Source organism: Kineosphaera limosa NBRC 100340, from assembly GCF_000298215.1.
Taxonomy (GTDB): Bacteria; Actinomycetota; Actinomycetes; order Actinomycetales; family Dermatophilaceae; genus Kineosphaera; species Kineosphaera limosa.
In genome coordinates this window covers 44,075-54,448 of sequence record NZ_BAHD01000040.1, presented here as the reverse complement: position 1 = coordinate 54,448, position 10,374 = coordinate 44,075, and the positions used below count along the sequence as shown (strand labels likewise).

Below are 10,374 nucleotides of genomic sequence, written 5' to 3'. Positions count from 1 at the left end.
CGGGGGGCCGGGCGGGGGTCTGGGCGCGGGCGCAGGGATTAGATCGCGGGCAGGGTGGCGGCCACCCAGGCGAGCGCGGCCTCTACGGTGTCGACCACCGGCACGCCCTCGGGTATCGGAGGTCGGTCGACGAGGACGACGGGCAGGTGCAGCTCGCGCGCGGCGGTGAGTTTGGCGGCCGTCGCCTCACCGCCGCTGTCCTTGCTGACTAGGACGTCGACCTGCCACTGCCGCAACGTCTCCCGCTCGCTGGGCAGGTCGAACGGCCCGCGGGCCAGCAACAGCTCGCAGCGGCGCGGCAACGGCGGTTCGGGCGGCTCGATGGCCCGCACCAGGCACCAGGCGTCGACGTCGGCGAAGGCGGCGACCTCCTGGCGACCGATCGTCAGGAACGCCCGCCGCCCCAGCGCGTCGAGCTTCCCGGCTGCTGCGGCGAGGGTCGGCAATCGGTGCCAGACGTCGCCCGCGGCCTGGCTCCAGCCCGGGCGTTGTAGCCGCAGCAGCGGCGTGCCCACACGCGAGCAGGCTTGCGCCGCGTGCTGGCTCATCGTCGCGGCGAACGGATGGGTGGCGTCGACGACCGCGTCCACAGCATGCTCGGTCAGCCACCGGGCCAGACCGCCGACACCGCCGAAGCCGCCGACGCGCACCCGGCCGGGCGGCAGCGCGGGGTCCGCGACTCGACCCGCGAGCGAGGAGGTGACTTCGGGCGGCTGGCCACTCTCGACGAGGGCAAACGCCAGCGCGCGACCCTCTCCGGTGCCACCAAGGATCAGCACGTGCCCGCTCACCCGAGCATCCTCCCAAGGGCCACGCCACCGCCCTGCAGCGCCTCAACGAGCTGCGGCCGGGGGCTGCGGCTCCACGGCAGAGGGCAGCGTCGGCGCGCACCCGGGTCAGCGAGCTCGCCGAGCCCGGTCCCACGCCTTGTCGGTGCACGGCATTAAGTTGCTGATCATGCTCGTGGACGCTCTTGCGACCGGCCGGTCGACGTGACGCCCATCGGCCGGCGCCTGCCGTTCGCCGTCGCGTCGCTGCACCGCCATGCGCCCGAACCCGTCGGCGCCGCCCTGCACGAGGCGCGCGACGACCTGGCAGTGCTCGCCCGCCTCGGCGAGACCGTGCTCGGGCTGCCGGTGCACGGCGTCGACGGGGCCGGCCTACCGCTGCGCCAACGTCTGGAGGCGACCGCCACCGACGCCTTTCTCGTCGTGCACGCGGGCAGCCTCGCCGTGCAGTGGTACCGCGACGGGAGCGTCCCGACCCGGCCGCAGGCGCTGATGTCGATCACCAAGTCGATCGTGGGGTGCCTGGCCGGCTCGCTCATCGGCGCGCGCCAACTCGACCCCGACCGGCTCGCCGCGGATTACGTTCCGGAGTTGCTCGACGGTGGGTACGCGCCGGCCAGCGTGCGTGACTTGCTCGATATGCGTACCGGCGGTCCCGGTTACCGGGAGGACTACGACGACCCCGACGGCGAACTGGCGCACCTGGCGCGCGCCGTCGACGGCACCCCCGGGGCAGCGACCCTGCGCGACCTCATCAGGTTCAACCCGCGGGTGGCCGAGCACGACGGCCCGTTCTGCTACCGGTCGTTGGACACCGACGCCCTCGGCTGGGTGCTCGAACGTGCGTCGGGGGTGGCGATCGCCGACCTCATCGCCTTCTTCCTCGCCCGCCTCGGAGTCACCGGCCCGGTCGACATGGCGATCGACTCCGCCGGCGTGCCGCAGTGTTCGGGTGGGCTGGCGATGACCCCGCTGGACGTCGCCCGTTTCGGGCTCATGGTGCTGCACGGCGGCGCGGTCGGCTCGCGCCAGGTGGTCCCCACGTCGTTCTTCAAGGACACTCGCAGCGGCGGCCCGGACAGCCCCGAGGCGTTCCGGTCGCGGGTTGATCAGCTGCTCGATGAGCAGATCGACACCGATGTCGAGGGCTTGCGCACAGGCCACTATCGCAACCAGTTCTGGGTGCCACGAACCGGCGGACGTGCGCTAATGTGCCTGGGCATCCACGGACAGTGGATTTTGGTCGACCCCGACACCGACGCCGTTGTCGTCAAGCTGTCGAGTTGGCCAGACCCGCAAGACCCGGCGAAGTTCTCCGACGCCGTGGAGGCCGGTCGGGTCGCGACCGCGCATCTTGCCGACAACCAACCACAGGCGGCCCCATGGCTCATCTGACCTGGCTCCACCGACTGCTCTCGAAGCTCACCCGAGCTCGAGTCGGCTCACGTCACGCCGCCCACGCACAGACCGCACTGCCGTCGCGCCACACCACAGCGACCACTACGCTGCTGGCCACCCCGCCCCCCGCCCCGCCCGCATCCTCGACCTCACGGGAGGAACCACCGATGAACCAGCCGCCGGACACGCTCGAGACCACTCACACCGCTACCGACGCCGCCACCGATGCCTCGGGCGACGGCGACAGCCCGACGGGGGCGCGCGCCGAATCCACGCTGCGTGCCGCCGAGGCCGCGCAAGACGGCTCTGCTGAGGCGACCGCCGAGGCCGCTGGCTCGGGCGCGCCTGCCCGCCGCAAGCTCCGCAACATCTCGGAGATCCGGGCGTTCTTCCGCACCAACGAGACCCCGGTGTTCTTCATCGGCGCGACGTCGTTCAACCTGCTGGGCATCGACCGCTGGGTGCGCAACTTCTCCTACATCCCGTTCTACGACAGCTGGGGCGGCTACCACCCGCGCGTGTTCTCACCACCGCTCATCGCGCACGCCGACTTCGAGAGCGGCGAAGACATCAACAACTACCTGCTGGAGCACCCGTCGGTGCAGCAGCACATCGCCCGCCAGATGGAGCGCCACGCCCCCGGCGAGCGGCCCAAGGTCGTGATGGTGTTCTTCGACGAGCGCACCGAGGCGATCTGCGAGCGACTCGGCTACGACCTCATCCTGCCCAGCTTCGAACTGCGCAATCACCTGGACTCCAAGATCACGACGACCCGGCTGGGCAACGAGGCCGGCGCACCGTCGGTGCCGAACGTGCTGACCACCGTCGAGGACTACGACGACCTGCTGGCCCAGGCGCAGGCGGCGGGGCTCGGCGACGACCTCGTGCTGCAGTCGGCCTATGGCGACTCGGGCAAGACGACGTTCTTCGTGGCCTCCCGCGACGACTGGAACAAGTGCTCCACCGACATCGTCGGTGAGCAGGTCAAGGTCATGAAGCGGATCCGTAACCGGGCCACCGCGGTAGAGGCGGTCAACACGCGGCACGGCACGATCGTCGGCCCGTTCATGACCGACCTGACGGGCTACCCCGAGCTGACCCCGTACCGCGGCGGATGGTGCGGTAACGACGTGTACCCCCAGGCGTTGCGTCCCGACCAGCGGGCCCGCGCCATCGAGCACGTCTCCCGGTTGGGCGACCGGCTGCGGGAGGAGGGCTACCGCGGCTTCTTCGAGGTCGACGTGCTCGTCGACCTCGACTCCGACGAGGTGTACCTCGGCGAACTCAACCCCCGCATCTCCGGAGTGAGCTCGCTGACGACGGTGACGGCCGGCGCCTACGCCGACATGCCCTTGTTCCTGTTCCACCTGCTGGAGTACCTCGACGTCGACTACGACATCGAGGTCGAGGAGATCAACGAACGGTGGCGTGAGCTAGCCGCCACCGACGTCTTCAGCCAGCTCATCATGAAGACCTCGAAGTCGGAGCTGCGGCTCATCACCGAGGCCCCCGAGACCGGTATCTACCGGCTGGGAGACGACGGCACCCTGACGTTCGAGCGCAAGACCCTGGACTGGACCTACCTCAACGAACCGGAGGAGGCGTTCTTCCTGCGCGTCTACGGCCCCGGCGAGTACCTGTTCAAGGGCGCCGACCTGGGCATCCTCGTCACGCGGTCGCGGATGCAGACCGAAGAGGGCGAGCTGACCGACGCCGCGCGCGCCTTCATCCAAGGCATCCACAACCGGTACCGCGCCACCCCGGTCGAGACCTCTCCGGCTCCGATGAACTATCTGGCCTACCTCAAGTAAGTCGGCTATTAGCTCGGCCATTAGGTCGGCGCAGCGTTGCGGCCGGGTCGCTCGTTCGGAGCGGCCCGGCCGCCGCGCGGTGACGGCGCCGGGAGGCGGTCGCTGCGGGTGCGCTGTGCCGGGTCGCTACGACTCGCTGTCGAGAACCCGGCCGATCTGGCGCAGGGCCCAGATGGTGCCGAGCAGCTTGGTCGGGTCCTGCGGCAGCTGCCAACTCGACAGCTTGACCGCTACGATGCCGGTGCTGCGCTCGACGAACACCATCTGTCCGTGGATGCCCAGCGCGAGCTGGATCGGCCCGTTGTCGCCGGGCACGAACCAGAACTGGTTGCGGTACCACCCGCCGGTCAGGTACGGCTCGTTGTCGCTGGCCGCGAAGGCTTCCCGCACGTCCGCCGGCGGGTAGCAGGCCGTGTGCATCCACTCGGCGGGCACGACCTGCCGCTCCCCGACGGCGCCGTCGGCGGCGATCATGAGCCCGAAGCGGGCCAGGTCGCGCAGGGTCGTCGACACGCCACCGTCGTGGATGGCGGTGGCCAGCGGGTCGAGTGTCACCTCGGCATCATGGAAGGCGCCGATGGGCTCCCAGATCCGCTCGCTGATGAGGTCGGCCATGCGAGCGTCCGCGGCGCGCTCGCAGATCCAGCCGAGCACGTCGGTGTCGATCGAGCGGTACTCGAAGACACCGCCGCGCTCCTCCTGTGCCGCGATGCTCAGGATGTAGGGGTACATGCCGAGCGGGTCGCCGTGGTTGCGCGGCGCCCAGCCCATCGAGCGCTCCATGACCCGCACCTCCGACATGGGGTCGAGATAGGCCTCACTGAACTGCACCCCGCTGCGCATGTCGAGGATGTCGCGCACGGTGCGGCCGGCGTAGCCGCAGCCGGCGAGCTCGGGCACGTACCGTTCCGCCGGGGCCTCCGGGTCGAGCAGGCCGTCTCCGGCCAGGCTGCCGGCGACGCACGACACGATCGACTTGCTGACCGACATCACGAGGTGGCGGGTGCGGCGCACCATCGGCGGCGTGTACTGCTCGGTGACGATGCGGCCGTGGTGCATCACCAGGAAGCCGTCGGTCTGGGTCGCCCGCAGCAGGTCGGCGACGCTGGGCGCCCACTCCAGCTCGGTCTCCAACCCGTCGAGGTCGAAGTGCCGCTCGGGTAGCGGCCGCGGGTTGTCGTTGCCGTGGATCACCGCGCTGGGCATGAGCTCACGCATGTGCTGAAAGGACCAACGAACATTGTGCGGCTCCTGCCAGTTGGCCAGGGAGACCAGGGGCTCCTTCATGACGAGCAGCGGCTGCCATTGCTCCACTTGGTCCCACGCCGAGCCCGGCTCGGGCTGGTAATAGGGATGCTCGACGTGTGTATCCGGTGCCATGCTCGGCATGTTATGCCCGTCAATTCCAACTTGACGCAGGCCCATCGTCAAGTCACTGTTGACGTCATGGATTGCTTGACGCAGCATCGTTCCGCCCGCCGCCCTGTCGCTCCCGCACGCGCCGATGACTGGGCGGGGTGGATCGCCTACGGCCTGGCCTGGGCCGCCCTCGCTCCTCCCGCTCCGGCGACGGCGACGTCCGGATCGCGCAGACTCACCTTCGTCGGCTACCGCGAGGAGGTGCCGGGCCCCCGCTGGCAAGCGCTCTTCCGGGCGACATGGCCGGCCTACCGTGCCTGGTACCTGAGCCAGGGATGGTCGGCGCTCCCGACGCTCGCCGAGGCCGAAGCGGCCCTGCGCACCCACATGCCGGAGCTGCACGACACCTGGCTAAGCCTGGCCTCCCTCTCCGGTTCTGACCCGGTGGCGGCGCGCATGTTGACGATGTGGCGCATGCCGCTGTTCGCGACCGGCTGTTCGCAGGTCGTCCGAGCCGAGCCCGAGCCACTCCTGATCCGCAACTACGACTATGACCCGCAGCTGTTCGAGGGGGTCGCCGCCTCGACCAACTACTCCGGCTCGCGGCGGGTGCTCGGCACGAGCGACATGCTGTGGGGCCTGCTCGACGGCATGAACGACGCAGGCCTGGCGGTGAGCCTCACGTACGGCGGGCGGCCGACGGGCTCCGACGCCGCACCTGGCTTCGCCATCCCGCTCGTGGTGCGCTACCTGCTGGAGACCTGCAGCGATGTCGCCGAGGCGGCTCGCACGCTGCGTCGCTTGCCCGTGGCGCAGAGCTACAACGTGGCGCTCGTCGATGCCGGTGGGGCGCACGCCTCGGTGTTCGTCGCGCCGGGCTGCGACGCGATCGTCTCCGACCTGGCGGTCACGACCAACCACCGCCTACAAACGGTGGAGCACCCCGAGGTCGCGGGACCGCTGGCCAGCCGCGAACGTCAGCGGTTGCTGCAGAACCACCTGGCCGCTGACAGCGCCGATCTCGTCACGACGTTCCTGCGGGCACCCGTACGCAGCACGGACTACGCGGGCGGCTTCGGCACCCTCTACACCGCGCAGTATCGGCCGGCCGCCGGCACCCTGACCTACCATTGGCCGGATGCGACGTGGAGTCGCGGCTTCGAGGACGGCGAGGGGCAGATCGAGACATGGGTGAGCCAGGGACGGTAAGCGCAGACGAGCCGGGCTCCGCAGACGTGGCGCAGCTGGCGGCGCAGGTCCGGGCGCATCTCGACGAGCTGGCCGCCACCCCCGACCCGGCCGCCTTCCGGGAGCTGCTCGCCATCAGCGAGTACCTCGGCCTGGCCCTGGGCACCTCCGCCCGCACCTTGGCCGCCCAGGGCTCGTGGAGCCGAGTGGCCGAGCAGGCCGGCACCACCAAACAGGCCGCCTGGTCCCGCTGGCACTGACGCCGACCCCCGGCTCTCCCCCTGAGCACCGCCCCCCGTGAGGTGCCGCCGCGTTGGCGACACACGTTGGTGACACGCGTTGGTGACACCATGAGCCGGTGAGCGACTCCGCACGTGGCGACACCCCGACCTCGCACTCGACCCCCGATGCAGCTGCCCCTGCGGCGGGGTCGCACTCGGGAACACCCTCGGGCGCCCCGACGGCTGCGACCCGCGGTGGGCGTTCGGGCCAGCTGGAGCACACCGGTCTGCGCCCCGGGTGGACGACGGGGGCGTGCGCGACCGCCGCCGCCACCAGCGCGTATGCCGCGCTGCTGACCGGCGAGTTCACGGATCCGGTGACGATCACCTTGCCCAAGGGGCAGACCCCGGCGTTCGCGCTGACGACCGAACAGCTCGGCCCGGCCAGCGGGAGCGGCGACCCAGAATGGGCGGCGGCCGCGGTCACCAAAGACGCCGGCGACGACCCGGACGTCACCCACGGCGCGCTCATCGAGGTGCGGGTGCGTGCCGCGACCCCCGGCGCCGGGGTCACCTTCGAGGCCGGCGACGGCGTGGGCACCGTGACCTTGCCAGGGCTGCCGCTGGCGGTCGGCGACCCGGCGATCAACCCGGTGCCGCGGCGCCTGATCACCGAACACCTGCAAGCGGTCGCCGCTGACCACGGCCGCGCCGCCGATGTCGTCGTGCGCATCGGGGTGCGCGACGGCGAGCAGATCGCCCGGGCGACCTGGAACCCGCGGCTCGGCATCCTGGGGGGCCTGTCGATCCTGGGGACCACCGGCGTCGTCGTGCCCTACTCGTGCGCGGCCTGGATCGACTCGATCCACCGCGGCATCGACGTCGCCCGCGCCCTGGGGCACGGGCACGTCGCCGGCTGCACCGGCTCCACCTCCGAGCGGGTCGTCACGCAGCTGTACGACCTGCCTGAAACGTCGCTGCTGGACATGGGCGACTTCGTCGGCGCGGTCCTGAAGCATCTACGCCGGCACCCGGTGGCTCGGTTGACGATCTGCGGCGGGTTCGCCAAGCTCTCCAAGCTCGCGGCCGGCCACCTCGACCTGCACTCTGGCCGCTCCCAGGTCGACCTGGCTCTCCTGGCACGCCTGGCTCGCGAGGCAGGCGCCGACGACGCCCTGACCCGCGCCATCGAGGAGTCCACCACCGGCCTCGGTGCCCTGCAACTGGCCCAAGCCGCCGACATCGCCCTCGGCGACGAGGTGGCGCGTGCCGCCTGCGCGCAGGCCCAAGCGGTCCTGCGCGACGCCCCCGTGACGGTCGATGTCATCTGCATAGACCGAGCCGGCCGCATCGTCGGCCGCCACACCCCGCCTCCACAGCCATAGTTCGCGGCGACATGCGGAGCTACAACTCTGAAGCTGGGCCGAGATCCGAGCTTTCGGCGGGGTGAGGGGTCACCCTTTGCGTGGAGCAGGTGTGGCGCTCGCGGGCGGCGGAGTAGAGGTGGGAATCGGGGAACGTCTCGGCGGCCAGCACGCGACCGACCAGGATGACGGCGCTGCGGACCAGTCCCGCCTCGTGCACCTGGTCGGCGATGTCGGCCAGGGTGCCGCGCAGGACGACCTCGCGGGGTTGACTCGCGTAGGCCACGACGGCTGCCGGGCAGTCCGGGCCGTAGAACGGGGTGAGGCGGGCGACCACGTCGTCGACGGCCTGGGTCGCCAGGTGCAGCACCTGCAGCGCGCCGCTGGCGGCGAAGGCCTCCAGGGTCTCGTTGGCCGGCATCGGGGTGGCGCGCCGGGCGATGCGGGTCAACACCACGGACTGCCCCACGGTCGGCACGGTCAACTCCCGCCCCAACGCGGCCGCGGCCGCCGCGAACGCCGGCACCCCCGGCACCAGCTCGTAGGCGATCCCCAGGGCGTCGAGGCGACGCACCTGCTCGGCGACCGCGCTGAAGATCGACAGGTCCCCCGACTGCAGCCGGGCCACGTCGGCACCGGCGGCATCGGCCTCGGCGATGGTCGCGACGATCTCATCGAGCGTCAGGTTCGCGGTGTCGACGAGCCGGGCCTCGGCGGCGGCCTCGTCGAGCAGTTCGCGCGGCACGAGCGCCCCGGCGTAGAGCACCACCGGGCAGCGGGCGACGAGCCGCTGACCGCGGACGGTGATGAGGTCGGCGGCGCCCGGCCCGGCGCCGATGAAGTAGACGGTCACAGCGCGTCCTCGCCTTCGGGAGTCTCGTCGGTCCAGTCTTCGTGCCGGTGCGGCTTGATGGCGCTCCACTGCGTGACCGGCCGCGCGGGCACCCAGCCGGTGAACCCGCCGATCGCCTCCGCTCGGGCGACCTCGAGGCGCACCAGTCGTCCGCCCAGCCGGGCCTGCAACTGCACGAGCAGCGCCTCCGACTCCAGGGTTACCGTGTTGGCGACGAGCCGGCCACCCGGTCGCAGCGCGGCCCAGCAGGCGTCGACGACGCCGGGCGTGCCCAGGCCCCCGCCGATGAACACGGCGTCGGGTCGGTCGGCGTCGGGTCGGTCGGCGTCGGCAGCCTCGCGCAGGGTCGCCAGCGCTTGCGGCGCAGCTCCCAGCACGACCCGCAGGCCGGGCACGCCGAGCTGTCCGGCGTTGCGGGCGATGCGGGCGGCCCGGTCGCGGCGCCGCTCGAGGGCGATGGCGCGGCAGGAACGGTGGGCGCGCATCCACTCGACGCCGATGGTGCCGGTGCCCCCGCCGATATCCCACAGCAGCTGCCCGGGGGCCGGAGCCAGCGCGGCGAGGGTCAGCGCGCGCACCTCCCACTTGGTGAGCTGCCCGTCGGTGTCATAGGCCTCGTCGGGCAACCCAGGCACCAGGTGCGGACGCGCGGGCGCCTCGGCCGGTGCCCCAGGTGCCGGATCGGCCTGGACGTGCACCGCCACGACATTCAGCGCCGGCACCTGGGTCTGGCCGTCCCAGTCCGCCGCGCCCCCCTCGAACCTCGACTCGTTCGGCGCGCCGAGATCGGCGAGGACCGTCAGCGTGGACGCGCCGTAGCCGCGGTCGCGCAGCAGCCCGGCGACGGCGGCCGGGGTCGTCGCGTCGGCCGAGAGCACGACAATCCGAACGTCCGGATGAAGCACGGCGGCCAGACGCCGCGGGTCGCGTCCCACCGCCGAGACCACCTCGACATCCTCGACGGGCCAGCCCAGCCGCGCGCACGCGAGGGTGATCGACGAGGGGTGGCTGTGCATCTCCAGCCGGTCGGCCCCCAGATGGCGCACGAGCAGCCGGCCGATCCCGTAGTGCATCGGGTCACCGGAGGCCAGCACGCCGATGCGGCGACCCGCGTGCTCGGCCAGCAACCGCGGGACCGCCGGCGGCAGCGGCGACGGCCAGCTCACCCGTTCTGCGGCCAGCTCCTGCGGCAGGAGGTCGAGCTGCCGCCCCGAGCCCAGCAGTACCTCGCAGTCGGCCAGTGCCGCCTGGGCGCTGCTCGTCAGTCCACCCCAGCCGTCGGCCCCGATCCCGACGACCCGCACCAACGGGTCGACGCTCCGGTCCGGTCGCTCGCGCTCACGCGGGAGAACCGGCTGGTCGGGGGCGGTCGCGCTGGTCACGGCCAGCGAG

The 10,374-nt window shown here is 71.7% G+C and carries 9 protein-coding genes; 5 read left to right on the top strand and 4 right to left on the bottom strand.

Annotated features, from left to right (window positions below; genetic code table 11):
• Positions 1-38: 38 nt before the first annotated feature.
• Positions 39-791, bottom strand: a complete 753-nt coding sequence (locus KILIM_RS12580; RefSeq protein ID WP_006593078.1) for a cobalt-precorrin-6A reductase — start codon at positions 789-791, stop codon at positions 39-41.
• A 201-nt stretch (positions 792-992) separates the two neighbouring features.
• On the opposite strand from KILIM_RS12580, the gene KILIM_RS12575 reads away from it, so the two are divergent.
• The gene (locus tag KILIM_RS12575) at positions 993-2,183 is read left to right on the top strand and encodes a serine hydrolase domain-containing protein (RefSeq protein ID WP_006593077.1); all 1,191 of its coding nucleotides are present in this window, start codon (positions 993-995) and stop codon (positions 2,181-2,183) included.
• Between the two features lie 170 nt (positions 2,184-2,353).
• A complete protein-coding gene (locus tag KILIM_RS12570; protein WP_157551690.1) occupies positions 2,354-3,997 on the top strand; it encodes a biotin carboxylase in 1,644 nt (547 codons plus the stop codon).
• Positions 3,998-4,123: 126 nt separating this feature from the next.
• Here the strand turns inward: KILIM_RS12570 and KILIM_RS12565 are convergent, their stop codons facing one another.
• Positions 4,124-5,377 carry a serine hydrolase domain-containing protein gene (locus tag KILIM_RS12565; protein ID WP_006593075.1) on the bottom strand — a complete coding sequence of 418 codons (1,254 nt, stop codon included), beginning with the start codon at positions 5,375-5,377 and terminating at the stop codon, positions 4,124-4,126.
• A 66-nt stretch (positions 5,378-5,443) separates the two neighbouring features.
• Here KILIM_RS12565 and KILIM_RS12560 point away from each other — a divergent pair, with 66 nt between their 5' ends.
• The 3 genes from KILIM_RS12560 (at position 5,444) to KILIM_RS12550 (ending at position 8,150) form a co-directional block, all read left to right on the top strand.
• On the top strand, positions 5,444-6,565 hold the full coding sequence (locus KILIM_RS12560) for a C45 family autoproteolytic acyltransferase/hydrolase (RefSeq protein WP_157551689.1): 1,122 nt from the start codon (positions 5,444-5,446) through the stop codon (positions 6,563-6,565).
• Complete coding sequence (locus tag KILIM_RS12555; protein ID WP_006593073.1) at positions 6,544-6,804, top strand: hypothetical protein; 261 nt, start codon at positions 6,544-6,546, stop codon at positions 6,802-6,804. The genes KILIM_RS12560 and KILIM_RS12555 overlap by 22 nt, the downstream gene beginning before the upstream one ends.
• Before the next feature lie 98 nt (positions 6,805-6,902).
• Positions 6,903-8,150 (top strand): cobalt-precorrin-5B (C(1))-methyltransferase, encoded by a 1,248-nt coding sequence (locus tag KILIM_RS12550; RefSeq protein ID WP_006593072.1) that lies wholly within the window; start codon positions 6,903-6,905, stop codon positions 8,148-8,150.
• Positions 8,151-8,169: 19 nt separating this feature from the next.
• Here the strand turns inward: KILIM_RS12550 and cobM are convergent, their stop codons facing one another.
• Complete coding sequence (gene cobM, locus KILIM_RS12545) at positions 8,170-8,982, bottom strand: precorrin-4 C(11)-methyltransferase (RefSeq protein ID WP_006593071.1); 813 nt, start codon at positions 8,980-8,982, stop codon at positions 8,170-8,172.
• Positions 8,979-10,364, bottom strand: coding sequence for a bifunctional cobalt-precorrin-7 (C(5))-methyltransferase/cobalt-precorrin-6B (C(15))-methyltransferase (locus KILIM_RS12540; protein ID WP_006593070.1), 1,386 nt, complete (start codon positions 10,362-10,364; stop codon positions 8,979-8,981). The genes cobM and KILIM_RS12540 overlap by 4 nt, the downstream gene beginning before the upstream one ends.
• Positions 10,365-10,374: the final 10 nt, after the last annotated feature.